At 67.8% G+C, this 16720-nt stretch carries 20 protein-coding genes; 7 read left to right on the top strand and 13 right to left on the bottom strand.

Annotated features, from left to right (window positions below; genetic code table 11):
* Nucleotides 1-13: 13 nt before the first annotated feature.
* Nucleotides 14-1561, top strand: coding sequence for an FGGY-family carbohydrate kinase (locus tag AB3K92_RS18670; protein WP_369465603.1), 1548 nt, complete (start codon nt 14-16; stop codon nt 1559-1561).
* Nucleotides 1558-2316 carry an SDR family oxidoreductase gene (locus AB3K92_RS18665; protein WP_048023212.1) on the top strand — a complete coding sequence of 253 codons (759 nt, stop codon included), beginning with the start codon at nt 1558-1560 and terminating at the stop codon, nt 2314-2316. The genes AB3K92_RS18670 and AB3K92_RS18665 overlap by 4 nt, the downstream gene beginning before the upstream one ends.
* Before the next feature lie 78 nt (nt 2317-2394).
* On the opposite strand, the gene AB3K92_RS18660 is transcribed toward AB3K92_RS18665, so the two are convergent.
* The 8 genes from AB3K92_RS18660 to AB3K92_RS18625 all read right to left on the bottom strand — a co-directional run bounded on the left by AB3K92_RS18660 (nt 2395) and on the right by AB3K92_RS18625 (nt 8681).
* Entirely contained in the window at nt 2395-2535 is a 141-nt protein-coding gene (locus AB3K92_RS18660) for a hypothetical protein (protein ID WP_021158153.1), read from the bottom strand.
* A 203-nt stretch (nt 2536-2738) separates the two neighbouring features.
* Nucleotides 2739-3323 carry an NTP transferase domain-containing protein gene (locus AB3K92_RS18655; protein WP_021158154.1) on the bottom strand — a complete coding sequence of 195 codons (585 nt, stop codon included), beginning with the start codon at nt 3321-3323 and terminating at the stop codon, nt 2739-2741.
* A 103-nt stretch (nt 3324-3426) separates the two neighbouring features.
* Complete coding sequence (locus AB3K92_RS18650) at nt 3427-4107, bottom strand: M15 family metallopeptidase (RefSeq protein WP_369465602.1); 681 nt, start codon at nt 4105-4107, stop codon at nt 3427-3429.
* Nucleotides 4108-4263: 156 nt separating this feature from the next.
* Nucleotides 4264-4659 (bottom strand): type II toxin-antitoxin system VapC family toxin, encoded by a 396-nt coding sequence (locus AB3K92_RS18645; RefSeq protein WP_042973908.1) that lies wholly within the window; start codon nt 4657-4659, stop codon nt 4264-4266.
* Nucleotides 4656-4895: a type II toxin-antitoxin system Phd/YefM family antitoxin gene (locus AB3K92_RS18640; protein ID WP_011659184.1), complete on the bottom strand. Its 240-nt coding sequence runs from the start codon at nt 4893-4895 to the stop codon at nt 4656-4658. Before AB3K92_RS18640 ends, AB3K92_RS18645 begins: the two co-directional genes overlap by 4 nt.
* Nucleotides 4896-4983: 88 nt before the next feature.
* The gene (locus AB3K92_RS18635; RefSeq protein ID WP_369465601.1) at nt 4984-5667 is read right to left on the bottom strand and encodes a Fe2+-dependent dioxygenase; all 684 of its coding nucleotides are present in this window, start codon (nt 5665-5667) and stop codon (nt 4984-4986) included.
* Complete coding sequence (locus tag AB3K92_RS18630) at nt 5664-6431, bottom strand: tetratricopeptide repeat protein (RefSeq protein ID WP_369465600.1); 768 nt, start codon at nt 6429-6431, stop codon at nt 5664-5666. Before AB3K92_RS18630 ends, AB3K92_RS18635 begins: the two co-directional genes overlap by 4 nt.
* Before the next feature lie 3 nt (nt 6432-6434).
* Nucleotides 6435-8681, bottom strand: a complete 2247-nt coding sequence (locus AB3K92_RS18625) for a TonB-dependent receptor (RefSeq protein ID WP_369465599.1) — start codon at nt 8679-8681, stop codon at nt 6435-6437.
* Between the two features lie 310 nt (nt 8682-8991).
* On the opposite strand from AB3K92_RS18625, the gene AB3K92_RS18620 reads away from it, so the two are divergent.
* Both AB3K92_RS18620 and AB3K92_RS18615 read left to right on the top strand, forming a co-directional pair.
* Nucleotides 8992-9231, top strand: a complete 240-nt coding sequence (locus AB3K92_RS18620) for an antitoxin VapB (protein WP_021158161.1) — start codon at nt 8992-8994, stop codon at nt 9229-9231.
* Nucleotides 9228-9647 carry a type II toxin-antitoxin system VapC family toxin gene (locus AB3K92_RS18615; protein ID WP_021158162.1) on the top strand — a complete coding sequence of 140 codons (420 nt, stop codon included), beginning with the start codon at nt 9228-9230 and terminating at the stop codon, nt 9645-9647. The genes AB3K92_RS18620 and AB3K92_RS18615 overlap by 4 nt, the downstream gene beginning before the upstream one ends.
* Nucleotides 9648-9782: 135 nt before the next feature.
* Here the strand turns inward: AB3K92_RS18615 and AB3K92_RS18610 are convergent, their stop codons facing one another.
* Nucleotides 9783-11078: an aspartate carbamoyltransferase gene (locus tag AB3K92_RS18610; RefSeq protein ID WP_021158163.1), complete on the bottom strand. Its 1296-nt coding sequence runs from the start codon at nt 11076-11078 to the stop codon at nt 9783-9785.
* 233 nt (nt 11079-11311) lie between these two features.
* Here AB3K92_RS18610 and AB3K92_RS18605 point away from each other — a divergent pair, with 233 nt between their 5' ends.
* Nucleotides 11312-11446 carry an entericidin A/B family lipoprotein gene (locus AB3K92_RS18605; protein ID WP_021158165.1) on the top strand — a complete coding sequence of 45 codons (135 nt, stop codon included), beginning with the start codon at nt 11312-11314 and terminating at the stop codon, nt 11444-11446.
* Nucleotides 11447-11539: 93 nt separating this feature from the next.
* On the opposite strand, the gene AB3K92_RS18600 is transcribed toward AB3K92_RS18605, so the two are convergent.
* The 3 genes from AB3K92_RS18600 to AB3K92_RS18590 form a co-directional block, all read right to left on the bottom strand.
* Complete coding sequence (locus tag AB3K92_RS18600) at nt 11540-12088, bottom strand: hypothetical protein (protein ID WP_059587045.1); 549 nt, start codon at nt 12086-12088, stop codon at nt 11540-11542.
* Between the two features lie 185 nt (nt 12089-12273).
* Nucleotides 12274-13227, bottom strand: a complete 954-nt coding sequence (locus AB3K92_RS18595; RefSeq protein ID WP_059587065.1) for a DMT family transporter — start codon at nt 13225-13227, stop codon at nt 12274-12276.
* Nucleotides 13228-13489: 262 nt separating this feature from the next.
* On the bottom strand, nt 13490-14284 hold the full coding sequence (locus AB3K92_RS18590) for a helix-turn-helix domain-containing protein (RefSeq protein ID WP_369465597.1): 795 nt from the start codon (nt 14282-14284) through the stop codon (nt 13490-13492).
* A gap of 170 nt (nt 14285-14454) precedes the next feature.
* On the opposite strand from AB3K92_RS18590, the gene AB3K92_RS18585 reads away from it, so the two are divergent.
* Nucleotides 14455-15288 carry a molybdenum cofactor biosynthesis F family protein gene (locus AB3K92_RS18585; protein ID WP_048026766.1) on the top strand — a complete coding sequence of 278 codons (834 nt, stop codon included), beginning with the start codon at nt 14455-14457 and terminating at the stop codon, nt 15286-15288.
* A complete protein-coding gene (locus tag AB3K92_RS18580) occupies nt 15285-16094 on the top strand; it encodes an SDR family oxidoreductase (protein ID WP_369465596.1) in 810 nt (269 codons plus the stop codon). The genes AB3K92_RS18585 and AB3K92_RS18580 overlap by 4 nt, the downstream gene beginning before the upstream one ends.
* 103 nt (nt 16095-16197) lie before the next feature.
* Here the strand turns inward: AB3K92_RS18580 and AB3K92_RS18575 are convergent, their stop codons facing one another.
* Nucleotides 16198-16680: a cupin domain-containing protein gene (locus AB3K92_RS18575; RefSeq protein WP_021158171.1), complete on the bottom strand. Its 483-nt coding sequence runs from the start codon at nt 16678-16680 to the stop codon at nt 16198-16200.
* Nucleotides 16681-16720: the final 40 nt, after the last annotated feature.

Below are 16720 nucleotides of genomic sequence, written 5' to 3'. Positions count from 1 at the left end.
TACCGGAGACATCATGGAATACGTCATAGGCGTGGACATCGGCACGCAGAGCACCAAGGCGCTGCTCGTCGACCGGCACGGCACGATCGTCGCGCGGCGCTCGGCCGGCTACCAGCCCGATACGCCGCGCCCGCTGTGGGCCGAGCAATGGCCGCAGGTGTGGTTCGACGCCGTGCTCGAATGCATCGCCGGCTGCGTGAGCGATGCGCGCGCGCAGGGTGTGCCGGCCGACGCGATCCGCGCGGTGTGCGTGGGCAGCCTGTACGGCGGCTCGGGCGTTCCGGTCGACAGCGACATGCGGCCGGTCCATCCGTGCCTGATCTGGATGGACCGGCGCGCGACCGCAGAAGTCGACTGGATCAATGCGAACGTGAACGCCGAGCGGATGCGCGTGATCACGGGCAACGGCGTCGACAGCTATTACGGCTTCACGAAGATGCTGTGGCTGCGCGACCAGCGGCCGGACGTGTGGGCGAACGTGCGCTACTTCCTGCCGCCGAACGCCTACGTGATCTACCTGCTGACCGGCGAGGTCGCGGTCGATCACAGCTCGGCCGGCAACATCGGCGGCGTGTACGACGTCGCGCGCCGCGAATGGTCCGACGATGCGCTCGACATGCTCGGCATCCCGGCGACGATGATGCCCGAGCGGCTCGTCGAATCGACGGACGTCGTCGGCGGCCTGCTGTCGCAATGGACGGAGCCGCTCGGGCTGCCGGCCGGCACGCCCGTCGTCGCGGGCGGCGTCGATGCGGCCGTCGCGACCTTCGCGGCCGGCGCGACGCGCGCGGGGCAGCATGTCGCGATGATCGGCACCAGCATGTGCTGGGGTTACGTGAGCCGGCACGTCGATGCGCGGCACGGGCTCGTCAGCATGCCGCACGTGTTCGACGGGCAGCGCGACCTGTACGTGTTCGGCGGCGCGATCACGGCAGGCGCGTCGGTCGCGTGGTTTCGCGACCAGTTCTGTCACGCGGAGATCGATGCGGCACGCCTGCTGCCGCACGGCGATCCGCACGTGTTGCTCGAGGAGGCGGCCGAAAGCGTGCCGCCGGGCGCCGATGGCGTGCTGTTCCTGCCGTACCTGATGGGCGAACGCAGCCCGGTGTGGGACGCGAAGGCGAGCGGCGCATTCGTCGGGCTGAGTCTCGCGCACACGCGCGCGCACCTGTATCGCGCGGTGCTCGAAGGTGTCGCGTTCGCGTTGCGGCACAACATCGAGGCCGGCCGACGCGGCGCGGCCGCGCTCGACGACCGGCTGATCGTCGTGGGCGGGGCCGCGCATTCGGCGCTGTGGATGCAGATCATCGCGGACGTGACGGGCTTCCCGGTGTGGACGATCGAGCAGGACGTCGAAGCCGCGATGGGGGCGGCCCTGCTCGCGGGAGTCGGGGTGGGGCTCGTGTCGCACGAGGATGCGCAAGGCGGATGGGTCACGCTCGTCGAGCGCGCGCGGCCCGATGCCGAACGCGCGGCCGCCTATGCGGCGCGCTTTGCGCTCTATACGGCGCTGTATCCGGCGCTCGCACCGATCATGCACGGGTTGCACACGCCATCATGAAAAGTCGATTCGATTTCGGCGGTTCGCGGGTGCTCGTCACGGGTGCGTCGAGCGGGATCGGGCGCGCGTGCGCGGTCGCGCTGGCGCGGGCGGGCGCGCGGGTCGTCGCGGCGGGGCGCGACATGGCCGCGCTCGACGCACTGGCCGGTGAGGCTGCGTGCGAGACGTTGCGCGTCGATGTCGGTGGCGACGAGCACGCGATCGACGCGGCGCTCGCCGCGCACGACGCGTTCGACGGCCTCGTGAATTGCGCGGGGATCGCGTCGCTCGAATCGGCGCTCGACGTGAGCGCCGCGCATTTCGATCGCGTGATGGCGGTCAACGCGCGCGGCGCGGCGCTCGTCGCACGGGCCGTCGCGCGGAAGATGATCGCGCGCGACGGACGTGGCGCAGCGCAGGCGCGGGGCAGCATCGTCAACGTATCGAGCCAGGCCGCGCTCGTCGGCCTGCCCGCGCATCTGGGCTATTGCGCGTCGAAGGCGGCGATGGACGCGATCACGCGCGTGCTGTGCATCGAACTCGGGCCGCACGGTATTCGTGTGAACAGTGTGAACCCGACGGTCACCCTCACGCCGATGGCGCAGTTCGCGTGGAGCGATCCGGAAAAGCGTGCGCCGATGCTGGCCGCGATCCCGCTCGGGCGATTCGCGGAGCCGGACGAGGTCGTCGAGCCGATCCTGTTCCTGCTGAGCGATGCGGCATCGATGGTCAGCGGCGTATCGCTGCCGATCGACGGCGGGTATACCGCGCGTTAGGCAGCGTCATGCGCGGGCGCCGCATGACCGGAACCCGTGGCGAATGCACCGCGAATGCGCGGCGCGGCCGCCCGGCGGCTAGACCGGATCCTTGCTCGGTGGCCCGTCCGGTTGCTGCGGGTTGTCGTGATGGCCGGGCGGCGACGACAGCGGGTCGTCTTCCGGGTCGCGGTTCGGGTCGGCCGGTGGCTCGGGCGTCGGGGTCGTGTGATCGGTCATGGAGAACTCGCGCAGTGCGTGACGGCGGTGGCGCGGCGGGGGCGCCTCGTCTCCGTTATAGGCAATCGGGCGTGCATTTGCAGCGGGATTGTCGCGGTGGGGCGCCGGTCGTCGGGGCAATCCGCGCGGGCGTGGTTTTCGTGCCGACACCTGCTGCGCCGGAGCGGGCCATGCGCGGCTCCGCGTGCGGAGCTGGATCGGCGTCAGCGCAAATCCGCGGGCGTATCGACGTCGCGCACGATGCCCGGATCGTCGACGTCGAGCAGCCTGACCGGTGCACTGGCGAACAGCGCGCGGGCGCCGGTGTCGCCGTCGAGGGCGGCGAGCGCATCGAAGTGGTGCGCGGCGAACCCGACCGGATGGCCGCGCGCGCCGCGATGCGCGGGTGCGACGATCGACGCGTCGTCGGCGTCGAGTGCGCGTGTGACGCTTTCGTAGGTGGACGCCGCGATCCACGGCATGTCGCCGAGCGCGACGAGCCAGCCGTTCGCGTCGGGTGTCGCGCGCACGCCGGCCGCGAGGCTCGCGCCCATGCCGCGCACCGCGTCGGGCGCGTAGACGACGTGGCAGCCGGCCTCGTTCAGCAGCATCGCGAGTTTTTCGGCACCGGGACGCACGACGGCGATCACGTCGGCCGTGGCCGCCGCGAGACGGCGGGCGGCCGCGACCGCAACCGGCGTGCCGTCGGGAAGCAGCGCGAGCAGCTTGCTGTGCAGGCCGCTCGGGTCGAAGCGTTGACCGAGGCCGCCGGCGAGGAGGACGCCGGTGGCGAGTGACGCATAGGACATCGGCGCGGGGGAGAGTGATGCAGGTGCTGCGATTGTGCGGGAGCGGGCAGGGATCGACAAGTGAGGATGTTACCGGGGCGGGTTCGTTTCGTCGGAAAGAACGTCAGCGCGCGGCTTCGTCGAGCATGCTTTCCTCGACGGGACCGTAAATTGCATGCGACTGGTTGTGCATGACGGCCCAATAGCGGTCGCCGAATGACCAATACCACCATTCCGACGGGTAATTGGTGAAGCCGGCGCCCGTCAGCGCGGCGATCAGCACTTGGCGGTGGCGGGCGGCAGCCCGGCTGATGAACGGGTTGTGCGTATGACACGCGCTGGACGATTCCTGGTCGGTTGCATCGAGCACGCAGCCCATGTCGAGCTCGACGCCGTCCGTCGAGATCAGTGTCAGGTCGACGGCCGCGCCCGTCGGATGGGCGGCGACTTCCGGCGGCGCGACGTAGTGGCTCGTCAGCGCGACCAATGTGTCCTCGTCCGGCAGCGGGTTCAGCGTCCGGCGCAGGTGCGCGAGATGCCGGGTGAAGTAGCGGCGTTGCAGCGCCAGCGGACGATAGCCTTCCTTGACGTACAGGCGCAGGCCGTCGGGCAGCGCGTGCGCGGCGGCGATCAGCCGTTGCGCCACACCGTGACGCACTTTCAGGAAATGCCGGCTCGAGTGTGCGGCGTCGACGCGGCCGGGATCGACGGCGATGCGGTCATGAAAACCGGCGAGATCGACAAACCCTTCGTGCGACTCCAGCAGGGCGATCGAGCGGACAACCGGATCGGAGAGCGATATCACGATAGCGGACGAAATGGCGCGATGGCGCGATGACGGTTGCGGGCCATGAGCCGGCGCCGAGGCTGGCCGGCCGAGGTCGTTTTGGTCAGACGATTCGCCAATATGCCAGAGTCCGGCAAAGGATGCGCGGCGGTCTGGACCGCGGGCAGGCGACGCTCACCAGAGCGTCTTGACGTGCGCGTAAGCGCGGATTTTTTCGTCGCGCGTGACGAGCGGCACGCCGAGCCGTCGAGCGGTCGCAACGATCATGCGATCGGCCGGATCCTTGTGGAACGTGCCGGGGAGGTTGGTGGATTTCGCGGCGATGTCGGCGTCGACGGGCACGAAGCGCATCCCGTCGATCTGCGCGACGGTGGCGAGCCATGCTTCGACCTCCATCGTCAGTGCGAGGCGGTCGTTGCGCACCAGCATCGCGATCTCCCACGCGGAGATCGCGGACGCGGCGAGCGCGCCTTCGCTCCGGGCGCGATCGATCGCGCTTCTCGCCTTCCTGCTGAGCGACGGGTCGCCCGCCACCCACCATACCAATGCATGTGTATCCAGCACGATCACCGCGACGCCTCCCAATCATCTTCCGCAATCGGATCGAGAGGATTGTCATAGCGCATGACCGAACCGCGCAATATGTCCAACGGCTGAGCCTCGCGTGCGTGATACGGCCGGATCTCGAGCGTCGGCTTGCCGTGATCGGTGACGATCAGGCTTTCGCCCGACGCCTCGACGAGCCGGAAGTATTCGAGTGCGCGAGCCTTGAATTCGGATTTCGATACGGGAGCGTGCGGCATCATGATATGAGCATGGTCATTTGATGATGGTCATTTTAATCATGGAGTCCGACGCAGCGCAAGCGCCGGGGGGCGGCGTCAACCGTTCGCGTTACGCATCCGCCCACTTCCTCAACAGGTTGTGATAAATCCCCGTCAACGCAATGACCATCGGGTTCTTCGCGCCTTTTTCGGCGGACAGCGCCTGAATCTGCGTATCGAGCTGGAACAGCAGCGTGCGGTCGCCGTCGTCGCGCACCATGCTCTGGATCCAGAAGAACGACGCGACGCGCTCGCCGCGTGTGACGGGCGTCACCTGATGCAGGCTCGACGCCGGATACAGCACGAGATCGCCTGCCGGCAGCTTCGCGCGATGGGTGCCGTACGTATCCTCGACACACAGCTCGCCGCCGTCGTACGCATCGGGTTCCTCGAGAAACAGCGTCGCCGACAGGTCGCTGCGCACGCGGAAATCCGTGCCGCGCAGCAGCCGGATCGCGTTGTCGACGTGCGTGCCGAACGTCTCGCCGCCTTCGTAGCGATTGAACAGCGGCGGAAACACCTTGAGCGGCAGCGCCGCCGAAAAGAACAGCGGGTGGCGCGCGAGCGCGTCCTGGATCGCGTCGCCCACCGCACGCGCGGCGGGCGAGCCTTCCGGCAATTGCCGGTTGCGTTTCGCGAGCGCCGACTGCGTGCCGGACGTCGCGTTTCCGTCGACCCATTCGGCCGCATCGAGGTGGTCGCGGCATTGCGCGACCTGCGCCTTGGTCAACACGCCGGGGATATGAAGCATCATGTTGCGGATTCCATGCAGTGCGGCTGCGGCTGCGGCTGCAACTGCAGCGCCGCCGCACGAAACGCGTCGATCGGCGACGACGCGAGATACGCGCGCATCTTCGCGACGAACGCGGGAGTCGCGGTGGCCGGCACGCGCGCGAGCCAGCCGAGCGCCTCGTCGATGCGTCCGCGCTCGGCAAGCAGCCGCGCATAGTTGAACTGGCCGCGGAAGTCGCCGGCGACGGCGGCGCGGCGATAGTGGTCGAAAGCGGCATCGGGGTCGGCCGGTACGACCCAGCCGTCCTCGTAGAAACCGCCGATCAGGTTGATCGATTTCGCATGGCCGAGCGCGGCCGCGCGGCGGAACCAGTCGAGCGCGTCGGCGCGGTTCTCGTCGCAGCCGTTGCCGAGCGCGAGCGCCGTCGCGTAGTTGTACATGCCCCAGTCGAGCCCCGCCTGAGCGGCGAGCCGGTACCAGTACACGGCGACCGGCGCGCACGCGGCCGTGCCCCAGCCGAACTCGTAGCACCGGCCGAGCATGTTCATCGCCATCGCGTGGCCGGCCCGCGCCGCGTGCCGGAACCAGTTGAACGCGGCCGCCGGGTCGCGCGCGACGCCATGCCCGTCGAGCAGGTACTGCCCGTAGACAGCCTGCGCATCGACGATGCCGTTGTCGGCCGCCGCCGCGACCCACGCGGCGGCGCGCTCGGGCGGCCCGGCCAGGATATCGGCGAACTCGCGCGGCGACACCGACGCGAGCGCCTTCAGCGATACAGCCTCCATCGATCAGTAGCGCGCGTTCAGCGTGACGAACGCCGAGCGGCCCGGGGCGATCGACGCGTAGTGCGCCGGGTACGCCTGGTCGAAGTAGGTGCGGTTGAACAGGTTGTTCACGTTCAGTTGCAGGTCGAGCTTCTTGTTGATGCGGTACTGCGCCATCGCGTCGAAGCGCCAGTACGACGGCACTGCTCGCAGGTTCGCGGGATCGCCGAACACTTCCGACATGTAGAACGCGCCGCCGCCGACCGTGAACTTCGGCGTCACGTCGTAGTTCGACCACATCGTGAGGCTGTGCTTCGGCGTGTTCGGGAAGCGGTTGCCGTCGTTCGCCGCGTCCTTGCCGTTGTCGCGCAGCGCGCTCTTCATGTACGTGTAGCCGCCGAACACCTGCCACTGCTTCGTGATCTGCCCTGCGACGCCGAGTTCGAGACCCTGCACACGCTTGTTGCCGACCATCGCGTACTGGTTGTTCGGCAGCGTCACGCGCGCGTTGGTCGTGTCGATCTGGAACAGCGCGGCGGTGAGTGACAGCTTGTCGTTCAGCACGTTCCACTTGGTGCCGAGCTCGATGCTGCGGTTCTTCTCGGGCGCCATCTGATCGGCGTTCGGGCCGACGCCGCCGCGGCCCGGCGTGAGCGACTGCGTCTCGCTGCCTTCGCCGAGCAGCATGCCGGCCGGCGTCGACGACGTCGCATACGACGCGTAGATGCTGCCGTTCTGCGCGGGCTTGAACACGAGGCCCGCCTGCCAGTTCACGAGCGTGTCGTCGCGCGTATAGGTTTTGCCGCCGTTGGCCCTGGTGTCGGTGAAGCGGGTCGAGTAGTCGTCGACGCGCACGCCGGCGTTGACCTGCCAGCGCGGCGTGATCTCGATCGTGTCGAAGCCGTAGATCGACTTCGTCGTGGTGCGTGCATGCGCGTAGTCGTTGTTGCGCGTGATCGAACCGGCCCACGGGTCGTTCGGGTTCGGCGACCACAGGTTCGTGCAGTTGTAGCCCGATGCGGCGCCGATGCCTTTCTGGCAGATCTTGCCGGTGTCGGTCGCGACGTTGTAGCTGTCGCGCTTGCCCCATTCGCGCGTCAGCTCGATGCCGGTCGTGAAGCTGTGCTTGAACGGGCCGGTGCGGAACTCGCCGAACAGCTCGGTCAGGTTCGCCAGGCTGTTGATCGAGCTGTCGCGGTTGTTGTTGCGGCGCCAGACCTTGCCGTTCACCACGTTGCCCTGGCTGTCGTCCGGCTGGGTCCAGATGTAGTCCTGCGTCGATTCCGTGTAACGCGTGGTGTTGCGGATCGTCAGCGCCGACGTGATGTCGTGCTCGATCTTGATCGTGCTGATGTCCGACGTGGTCTTGCGGAAGTCGCGGTCGATCAGCCCGTAGAAGTTGTGGCGGTCGACGGGGGCCGGATAGATCGTGCCGACGTTCGCGGGTTTGTTCGACGCCGTATAGAAATACGGGATGCCGCCGTCGGGCATGTCGTCGGTCGACAGGTGGTAGTAGCTCGCGGTTACGCGCGTCGGCGTGCCGAGACCGAACGCGATCGACGGCGCGACGCCCCAGCGTTCGTTGTTGACGGCGTCGCGGCCGGCGACGTCGTTGTTGTGGCTCATCAGGTTCAGGCGGAATGCGGCGTGATCGGCGAATTGCCAGTTGCCGTCGGCCGTGAAGCGGCGATAGCGGTCGGTGCCGAGGCCCGCGCTCGCGGCGGCGGTGGTGCCGAGGTGCGGGGCTTTCGTGATCAGGTTGATGCTGCCGCCCGCGCCGCCGCGGCCGCCGTATGCGCCGTCGGAGCCCTTGGTGATCTCGATGCGTTCGGTATTGAAGATCTCGCGCGTCGTGGCGCCCGTGTCGCGCATGCCGTCGACGAACATGCTGCCCTGCGTGTCGTAGCCGCGGATGAACGGACGATCGCCGAGCGGGTTGCCGCCTTCGCCGGCGCCGAACGTGATGCCGGGCACGGTGCGCAGCGCTTCCGTCAGCGTCGACGCGCCGCTGTTCTGGATCAGCTCCTGCGGGATCACGGTGACGGATTTCGGCGTGTCGACGAGCGGCGCGGTGAATTTCACGGAAGCGGAGAAATCGGCCTTGTAGCTGTGCTCGGCCTTGCCCTGTACCTCGATCGGCGCGAGATGGCCTTCGGTGCCGGCCGGGGCGGGTGGCGGCGTACCGTCCGCCGCGAATGCCGGGCCGGCGGCTAGCACGCTGCACAAGGTGGTGAATTTACCGAGCTTCAGCTCGTCGGGACGTGACTTCATGGTGCGCTTCGACCTCGCGGTGTGGCCCCGGGGCGGTGCGCTGCGGAAATGTGCACGCCGTCGGGAATTATTACGATTTGTTTTCAGGCGGCATTCTATGTAATTTCATCGTGAATGAGAAGCGTTCTTGTTCTCGTTTGTTGAGGAATTGTTGACGAATGTGACGGGGTCATTGCGGAGGGAAGATTGGCCGAATGACCAGATAGGAAGGGCTTGTCGGGCCGGTTAGAGTCGCAGTGTCGCGATTCACTTGGTATGACAGCAAAATGCTAATATGACTGCATTGAAAGCAATCTTGATGAGGCGCACCATGCCGGTGATCACCGTCCGAAATCTGTCCGATGAAGTGCATCGAGCACTTCGCATTCGCGCGGCCCAACATGGGCGCAGCACCGAAGCCGAGGTGCGCGACATTCTCGAACAGGCCGTTCTTCCGGGCGGGCGGCTCAAGCTGGGAACGATGCTGGCGGCAATCGGGCAGGAGGCCGGCGGATTCGATTTCGACGCCCAGCGCGACAAGACGCCTGCCGATCCGATGAGCTTCGAATGATCCTTGTTGATACGAATGTCATTTCCGAACCGCTACGACGCGAGCCGAACGCGGCCGTGATCGAGTGGCTCGATGCCCAGAATGTCGAAACCTTGTTTCTGGCTGCGATCAGTCTCGCGGAAATACGATTGGGCGTGGCTGTATTGCCGGAAGGACGCCGGCGAGAGTGGCTGCATCAGAGCATCGAGCAGCGCGTGCTGCCATTGTTTCGCGGACGAATCCTGCCATTCGACGATGCTGCGAGCAAAGCGTATGCGAGCCTTCGCGCACGCGCTCGTGCCGCAGGTGTCGCAATTGCACCATCCGATGGTTTTATCGCCGGCACGGCCGAAGCGAACGGCCTGATCGTCGCCACGCGCGATGTCACGCCGTTCGAGGCAATGGGAATTCGCGTAATCGACCCGTGGGCGCGCTAACGAGCCCACGGCTGCCGGCCCCGCAGGCTGCCCCGCAATTGAAAAACGCGCCGTGCGATGCGGCGCGTTCTGCTTCAGGCAAGCGCGCCGCCGACCTGAAACGACGGCAGGCGGGCGCGAGACTCTGGATACGATTCAATCGACGCCGTGAAACACCGCGTCTTCCGGCCCGAGGTATGCCGGCGGGCGCCACGTCGCGTCGCGCATCGAATGCTGGACGAGGTTCTCGACGCCGAGCAGCACCGCGAAGATCGCCATCCGCACCGGAATGCCGTTGTCGGTCTGGCGGAAGATCGCGAGGCGCGGGTCGCGGTTCAGGTCGACCGACAGGTCGTTCGCGCCGGGCCGGCTGTCGCGCGGCAGCGGGTGCATGATCAGCGTGTCGGGCTTGCACACCGTGTCGACGAGCGCCTGGTTGATCTGGAAATCCGGCGTGTAGCCTTCGAACGACTCGTCGGTGAAGCGCTCCTTCTGGATCCGCGTCGCGTAGACGACGTCCGCGCCGCGCAGCCCGGCCGCGAGGTCGGTGGTCTGCTCGATCACGTGGCCGTTCGTCGCGATCTGGTCGACGATGTAGGCCGGCATCTCGAGCGTCGGCGGCGACACGAGCGTGAACTTCAGCCCGCGGTACAGCGCGAGCAGCTTGACGAGCGAGTGCACGGTGCGGCCGTACTTGAGGTCGCCGACCAGCGCGATGTGCGCACCGTCGACGATCTTGCCGAGCCGGGAGAACTCGCGCTGGATCGTATAAAGATCGAGCAGCGCCTGGCTCGGGTGCTCGCCGGGGCCGTCGCCGCCGTTGATCACGGGCAGGTTGGTCGCGCGCGCGAACTCGGCCACCGAGCCTTTCTCCGGGTGGCGGATCACGAGCGCATCGACGTAGCCGGCCATCACGCGGCTCGTGTCGTAGATCGATTCACCCTTGGCCATCGACGAGAACGTAAAGCCCGTCGTGTCGCACACCGAGCCACCGAGCCGGCAGAAGGCGGCGCCGAACGACACGCGCGTACGCGTGCTGGCTTCGAAGAACAGGTTGCCGAGCACGGCGCCTTCCAGGACGCGCGAAATCTTGTGGCGGCGTGCGATCGGCTGCATCACGTCGGCCACGCGAAACAGTGCCTCGACCGATTCCCGCGAAAACTGGTCGACCGACAGCAGCTGCGGCTTGCCTTCGAAAAAGAACTGCTTGGCGAGCCCTTGATTATCTACGCTTTGCGTATAGCCGCTGCCTTCCGGTGCCGAGCGCTCGACGATTTCCGACACGAAGCGCTCGACGATCTCGGGCATCCCGCGCGATTCCTGCGAATCATCGGGCAACAGCCAGGTATCCAGCGCGCGCCGGCTGACGCCGATGCGATTGGCGAATGCTTCGCGGGTCATGTTGAGGCGGCGCATCGCGTCGCGGAGGAAGGCTTGCTGGGGAACGGTCATCGGCGGCTCCTGGCGGAAAATATACGCGGTGCGTATATTAGTTCCTGGCGCGTTGAAGTCAAGGAAAATCTGCGCGGACCGGCTGTGTGGCCCGTGTGACATGCGGCGGGTTCGTAGTGGCGCGTCGCGGCCGTCTCCGTATAATCAGGTCAGGCCCCGTGCCCGGTGTCTTGCCGGGTACCGCGCCGCATACGATTCGCCCGTCGGGCTTGTTGATTCGAAGGAGAATGAGAATGACGCGTACGATTGCTGCAATGCTGCTGGTGGTGACCGCCGCGCTCGCCGGTTGCAACACGGTCGCCGGTGTGGGCCAGGATATTTCGAAGGGTGGCCAGGCGATCAGCGATACGGCTGAAAAGGCCAAGTAAGCCGACTGGTTTCGGAATGCAGAAAGCGCCGGCCGTCCCGCGATTGCGGGGCGGCCCGGCGCTTTTTTTCGGCCGGTGCCTACGCCGGCGGCGTCACGCGTGTTCGACGAACGCGTAGCGGCCTTCGACCTTGCGCGGCGTGAACCAGCCGTAGTCGGGGAACATCCGGTTGCGCACGTACCAGACGTAGCCCACCAGCAACGCGGTGATCACGAGACTCGGCAGCGCGGTCGACGGATCGCGTCCGAGTTCGGCGATGGTTTTCGGCAACTGCAGCAGCGACAGCAGGATGAACGCGTGATAGGCGCCGACGCGATGAGTCGCGAAGCCCCAGATGAACAGCAGCGACAGCGGCACGGTCAACGCCAGGAACACGGCCACGAGGCCGGTGCCGGCGCCGCTTGCGAAGAAGTAATACGCGAGCACGAGGCTGATCGCGAGCTGGGCGATACCGAGCGCGACCAGGATCCGGACGTGCACCTTGTTCTTGCGGCAGCGCTCGGGGTCGGGGTGCGATGCAATCAGGTGCGCGAGCACGCGATCCTTGAGCCCCTGCCCGGACAGTTCGGCCAGTGCGTCGGCCTTCCTCGTTCCCGCGGAGAGCAGCACCGCGATTCTTGTTTTGGCTTCCTTCCTGTTCATTGCGTGTCGGATTGTTGTTCAATGGTTGTCAAAGGGGCCGGCCACGCGAATATTGCATCTTGCGGGGTGGTGCGCAATCGATTTGCGGCACGCGGACACATTCCTACAGTGGCCGGGGCGCGCGGGCCACGACGATGTGACGGGAGGAAGTGGCCGCCGTTGCCGCAATCCCGCGATGACCGCAGTCATTCGGCGGCGGTTTGAGCGGGGGTGGGCGCGGGGCTGGCTGGCCGGGCATCGTGCGTGTCGGCGAGCCGCTCGCGCCGCCGCGTCGCGCCGACGAGCATGCCCGCGACGACGAGCGCGATGCCGGCGACCCGCGTGACGTTCAACGTTTCACCGAACAGCGCGACCGCGAACAGCACGGCCGAGACCGGCGCGACCGCCGTGAACAGCGCGGCCTCGGTTCCGCTGGTGCGCGCCGAACCCGCGTACCAGCACAGGTAGCCGAGCACGGTCGGCACCAGCGCGTAGTAGGCGATTGCCGACACCGCGCCGAGAGTCCAGCCATCTGCGACCGCGTGCCATTCGAATACAGCCGGCACGAGCGCGAGCACGAAGCCGAGCCCCGACATCGCAGTGGACAGCGCGAGCGGCGGCAGCGGCGCGGCAAGGCGCCGGTTGAGCAGGATGAACACGGCTTCGCATGCGACGGCGGCCAGCACCAGTGCATCGCCGGCAAGCGTCTGTAGCGACGGCAGCGCGTGGCCGGGGGCGAACGTGACGAACAGCACGCCGGCCGTGGCGAGCGCGGCGGCCGCCCAGTCGCGCGGCGTCTGCCGCTCGCGCAGCACGACGGCCGCGATCAGCGTCGACATCGCGGGCAGCGTGCCGAGCATCACGCCTGCGTCGAGCGGCGACGACAACTTCGTACCGCTGATCAGCAGCACCGTGTAACCGACGCCGCCCGCTGCAGCCTGGATGACGAGCAGCACGCCGTCGCGGGTGGAAATGCGTGGCCAACGCATTCGCTGCGCGCGCATCAGCGCGAACAGCAGCGGTGTCGCGATCAGGAAGCGCAGCGCGGTGGCCGTGAACGGCGGCAGGCCGCCTGCCGCGAGACGGCTCGCGATGACGGTGCTGCCGACGCCCGCCATCGCGGCGGCGAGATAGAGATAGCCGATCAGTCGTGTCTTCATGCGCCGCATCGTCGCGTATGGCGGCATCGCGCGTCTTGAACGAAATTGCAGCGGGCGCGGGCGCGTCGAGGGCCGTGCGTGGGGCGTTACGCACGTGCGTTTGCGCAGACTGCTGCCGAAGCCGAAGCCGAAGCCCAAGCCCAAGCCCAAGCCCAAGCCCAAGCCCAAGCCCAAGCCCAAGCCCAAGCCGCGCCAGCCGTCGTCGACGTCGGGGGCCGCCTTCGATCGCCTTGCGACCGATCGCGTTGCGCGGGGCCCGACGTCAACCAGCCTGCGCAAACCTCCCAGGCGTGATCCCGAACTGGCGCGCGAACGCGCGCGTCAGGTGGCTCTGATCGGCAAAGCCGGCTTTGGCCGCGGCATCGGCGATCGGCAGGCCGCTGGCGAGCAGCGCGCGTGCCAGCCGCGCACGCGACTGGATCAGGTAGGCATGCGGTGTGATGCCGAGTTCGCGGGCAAACCCGCGCAGCAGCTGGAAGCGGCTGACACCGCTCAGGCCGGCCAGCTCGGCGAGCGAAACGGGGGCTGCCGGTGCCGCGTCGAGCCGCTCCCGCGCGATGCGGATCGCCGGAGCAACGCCCGCCGTCGGCAGCGTGCGGTTCGCGTGCCGGGCGAGCAGCCCGGCGACGAGCATCACGAGTGCCTCGTCGCGGGCGAGCGGCGGGGATTCTCCCGCGACGATGCGCGCATGCAGCCGGCCGACGGCGGCCGTGAGCCGCGCGTCGCGTACCGCCGGATGCGCCAGTTCGATGCCGCCGAGGCCTTCTTCCGCCGCGACGCCCGCGACCAGCGCGGGCGCAAGGTACAGCATCCGCCAGCGCCGGCCCGTGCCGGCCTCGATCGGCGAGCCGTCGTGCATCTCGCCCGGGTTGACCATGATCGCGTCGCCGGCCAGAGCGTCGACCTGCCCGCGGCCGCTCCACGACCGGTGCGCGCCGCTGACGATCACGCCGACCCCGAATTCGTCGTGCGCGTGGCGCGGAAACGCGCGGTCGGAGTCGAGGCTGATTGCCTCGATGCCTTCGCCGGTCCGTCGGTAGTGGGTGACGCGGTGCATGTGCGCTCCTCGCGCCGGTCGCGGCGCGGATTTCGTGCACTTTAGCGCGTTCCGGCGCCGCGCGCCCTTCATCCTTTTGGCCGATACCGCGCATCGCGCGCAGCCCGCACCATGTGCACATGAGCAGCGTACACGGCCCGCCGGGCCTGAAGCTGCGCGGGAGACGGCAGGTGGAACAACAGGATCCGGTATTCATTCAGGTTGGCGCGCTCGCGGATGGCTTCGCGCCGGAAGCGAACATCCTCGCATCCGTCGATGCGCTCGCCGGGCATACGCTGACGCTCGGCGACGCGTCGGGGGCATGGCGGGTCTACATGTTCGAGCCGGGCGCGCTGCAGTGGCGCGACGCGGCGACCGACACGGGCGGCCGCGAGCCGTGCCGCGTGACGCGGTTGCGCAACGGGCTGTACTTCGTCGACTACATCGATTCGTCAGCCCGCGCGACGTCGGTCAGTCTCGTGATCGATCTCGACAACGGGGTATGGACGTCGGTTGTCGGCACGCTGCCGACCGAATCCGACACGCGTATCGACGCATTCACGCGGGTGGCGCGCGGGCTGCCGCTGACGGGCGTCGAGGCCGGCTTCCGGCACGGCACGCTCGGCGGCCATACGCAGCCGGGGCCGCTGCACGGGCCCACGCGCGAGCTGATCGGCAAGCGGACGATGTACCGCTACAGCCCGACCGAGTGCTACGAGCACATCTACCTGAACGAGAACTTCTACGCGTGGCAGTGCCTGCAGGGTGTCGAAGGCGGCCTGGCCGATGTCGACCGCTGCCATTACTTCAGGATTGCAGAGGAGCTGTATCTGTTCGTGTGGCGCGAAAAGGTGGTGCCGACGCTCGGCGTCGTGCTGATCGACCTCGCGCAGCGCAAGACCGACGGCAAGATCTTCGGCTACCAGGGCGGCGATTTCGGCACGCTGTCGAACTTCCCGATCGGCGCGCATGCTCAGGTGCTGAACGACACCGTGCATCCGCTCGACGGCGGGGCGCAGCGATGAATGCCGCGCCGGGCAGCGGCCGCCTGCGGGCGGATTTCAGCGGGCGTGTCGTGCTCGTCACGGGCGCCGCGCAGGGGATCGGTGCGGCGATCGCGCGCCGTTTCGCAGAATCCGGCGCGTTCGTCGCGCTCGCCGACCTGAACGGCGAGGCCGCCGCCGCGCAGGCCGACGCGCTCGCGAGCACGGGCGGCGAGCTGCGCGCCTATCGGGTGGATGCGGCCAGCCGCGACCAACTGGTCGCGCTGGTCGCGGCAGTCGAGCGCGATGGCGGCCGGCTCGATGTCGTCGTCCACAATGCCGCGTATTTTCCGCTGATGCCGTTTACGCAGATCGACGAGCCGACGCTCGACCGGACGCTGTCGGTCAACCTGTCGGCGCTGTTCTGGCTCGCGCAGGCCGCGTTGCCGGCCTTCGGGCGCGCGGGGGCGGGGCGGCTGCTCGTCACGTCGTCGGTGACGGGGCCGCGCGTCGTGTATCCGGGGCTCGCGCATTACGCGGCGTCGAAGGCCGGCGTGAACGGTTTCATTCGTGCGGCGGCGCTCGAACTCGCACGCCACAACGTGACGGTGAATGGTGTCGAACCGGGAATGATCCGCACGCCGGCGGCAGGCAATCTTGGCGATGCGTCGGTCGCCGCGCAGATCGCGCGCGACATTCCGCTTGCGCGGATGGGCGAGCCGGAAGATATCGCGAACGCGATGCTGTTTCTCGCGTCGGCCGATGCCGCTTACATCACGGGGCAGACGATCGTCGTCGACGGCGGTGCGACGTTGCCCGAGAGCGGGGCGTTGCTGGGCGGCGAGTGATGGCTGGCCGGGTAACGCGCCGTGGAACGGGGCGGCTCCGGCGGCCTGCCGCGCGTTCACGCAGCAGGCTCGGCAGGTTCCGTCGGGGGCATCTTCGCGAGCGTCAGTCCGGCATGCCGTCGTGGTCCCCGAGCGGCCTGGCGGGCCAGTCCACCCAGCGGTCCGCGCGGGTAAGCTCGTACGCCTCGTTCTTCGGGTAGCGGATGCGATTGTCGTCGCGCGGGCGTTCGCCGATCACCATCAGCCTGACCTCGTCCTTCGTGTTGTTGATGAAGGTGTGACAGATGCCGGTGCCCGCCGGAAACGCGACGGAATCACCTTCGGCAACGGGGTGCAGCACGCCGTCGATCCAGACATCGGGCTTGCCCTCGAGCACGTACACAAACTCCTGCTCGGTGCTTTCGGCATGCGGATATGAGGTTCGCCGACCCGGCAGGAGCCTCACGTGATGAATGCCGATACGGGTGATGCCGAGTTCGGCGGAAAGCGGTGCGTCCAGCGCCATCGGCTCGGTGTCGCCGCGGTAGCAATGCGCTTCCGGTTCTTCGAGCTCGGTCCAGTGCTTGATGAAATCGGGGCGGGTCATTGGGTGCTCTCCTTTCGGGGGATGTCGACTGTGGCGATTC

Origin of the sequence: Burkholderia sp. Bmkn7 (assembly GCF_041103175.1) — a bacterium.
In the GTDB taxonomy this organism is placed as follows: domain Bacteria; phylum Pseudomonadota; class Gammaproteobacteria; order Burkholderiales; family Burkholderiaceae; genus Burkholderia; species Burkholderia cepacia.
This window is presented reverse-complemented; position numbering and strand designations above follow the sequence as displayed.

Excerpts from the sequence above, each read along its gene's own strand:
- AB3K92_RS18575 (WP_021158171.1), bottom strand. The coding sequence starts at position 16,680 with ATGACCCGCCCCGATTTCATCAAGCACTGGACCGAGCTCGAAGAACCG.
- AB3K92_RS18600 (WP_059587045.1), bottom strand. The coding sequence starts at position 12,088 with ATGAACAGGAAGGAAGCCAAAACAAGAATCGCGGTGCTGCTCTCCGCG.
- AB3K92_RS18595 (WP_059587065.1), bottom strand. The coding sequence starts at position 13,227 with ATGAAGACACGACTGATCGGCTATCTCTATCTCGCCGCCGCGATGGCG.
- AB3K92_RS18620 (WP_021158161.1), top strand. The coding sequence starts at position 8,992 with ATGCCGGTGATCACCGTCCGAAATCTGTCCGATGAAGTGCATCGAGCA.
- AB3K92_RS18665 (WP_048023212.1), top strand. The coding sequence starts at position 1,558 with ATGAAAAGTCGATTCGATTTCGGCGGTTCGCGGGTGCTCGTCACGGGT.
- AB3K92_RS18590 (WP_369465597.1), bottom strand. The coding sequence starts at position 14,284 with ATGCACCGCGTCACCCACTACCGACGGACCGGCGAAGGCATCGAGGCA.
- AB3K92_RS18580 (WP_369465596.1), top strand. The coding sequence starts at position 15,285 with ATGAATGCCGCGCCGGGCAGCGGCCGCCTGCGGGCGGATTTCAGCGGG.
- AB3K92_RS18670 (WP_369465603.1), top strand. The coding sequence starts at position 14 with ATGGAATACGTCATAGGCGTGGACATCGGCACGCAGAGCACCAAGGCG.
- AB3K92_RS18635 (WP_369465601.1), bottom strand. The coding sequence starts at position 5,667 with ATGATGCTTCATATCCCCGGCGTGTTGACCAAGGCGCAGGTCGCGCAA.
- AB3K92_RS18660 (WP_021158153.1), bottom strand. The coding sequence starts at position 2,535 with ATGACCGATCACACGACCCCGACGCCCGAGCCACCGGCCGACCCGAAC.
- AB3K92_RS18630 (WP_369465600.1), bottom strand. The coding sequence starts at position 6,431 with ATGGAGGCTGTATCGCTGAAGGCGCTCGCGTCGGTGTCGCCGCGCGAG.
- AB3K92_RS18655 (WP_021158154.1), bottom strand. The coding sequence starts at position 3,323 with ATGTCCTATGCGTCACTCGCCACCGGCGTCCTCCTCGCCGGCGGCCTC.
- AB3K92_RS18605 (WP_021158165.1), top strand. The coding sequence starts at position 11,312 with ATGACGCGTACGATTGCTGCAATGCTGCTGGTGGTGACCGCCGCGCTC.
- AB3K92_RS18640 (WP_011659184.1), bottom strand. The coding sequence starts at position 4,895 with ATGATGCCGCACGCTCCCGTATCGAAATCCGAATTCAAGGCTCGCGCA.
- AB3K92_RS18610 (WP_021158163.1), bottom strand. The coding sequence starts at position 11,078 with ATGACCGTTCCCCAGCAAGCCTTCCTCCGCGACGCGATGCGCCGCCTC.
- AB3K92_RS18625 (WP_369465599.1), bottom strand. The coding sequence starts at position 8,681 with ATGAAGTCACGTCCCGACGAGCTGAAGCTCGGTAAATTCACCACCTTG.
- AB3K92_RS18615 (WP_021158162.1), top strand. The coding sequence starts at position 9,228 with ATGATCCTTGTTGATACGAATGTCATTTCCGAACCGCTACGACGCGAG.